At 60.6% G+C, this 457-nt stretch carries 1 protein-coding gene; it reads left to right on the top strand.

Annotation, left to right across the window (positions count from 1 at the left end):
- On the top strand, positions 1 to 210 hold a 210-nt coding region (locus tag EN994_RS35795; protein ID WP_206530594.1), incomplete at its 5' end, for a hypothetical protein.
- Between the last annotated feature and the right edge of the window lie 247 nt (positions 211 to 457).

The raw sequence follows: 457 nt of genomic DNA, 5'->3' as shown, positions 1-457 counted from the left end.
GTACGTAACCTCCCGGCGATCACGTTTTTCGGTAACCGGCTGTTGATGGTTGACGCGGGCAACCCAGGAGCGCAGTCTCCGGAAGTCAACGAAGCCGGCCGTCTTTCGATGGCCTCGCCGCCCAAAGGCGGCCTGCGAGACGCCGCAGGCATTTGCGATTTGTGCTTCGAATTGACAACAATCGCAACGGACAGAGGAGCGGAGCTATGACGCCACCGGATCGTCCCCTAGGGTTCCAGTTGTCACTGGAGCCGCGGCAGGCATAAGTGCCAGGGTTTAGCGTCTGCGCCACCCGGCAAACCGTGACCTGCCATATCCCCTAAAAATCAGAGACTGCTAGTCGGATCGTCGGCCGAACGCCGCGGTGCATCCGAAATCAAACGCCGGCAGTACACTCCCGGCAAAGTTGGATTTGAGATCCAGAAGGCCCCGTCCGTTTGCCCAAGGCACGGCGGGG

It is taken from the genome of Mesorhizobium sp. M7A.F.Ca.CA.002.09.1.1, from assembly GCF_003998555.1.
Classification (GTDB): domain Bacteria; phylum Pseudomonadota; class Alphaproteobacteria; order Rhizobiales; family Rhizobiaceae; genus Mesorhizobium; species Mesorhizobium ciceri.
This window is presented reverse-complemented; position numbering and strand designations above follow the sequence as displayed.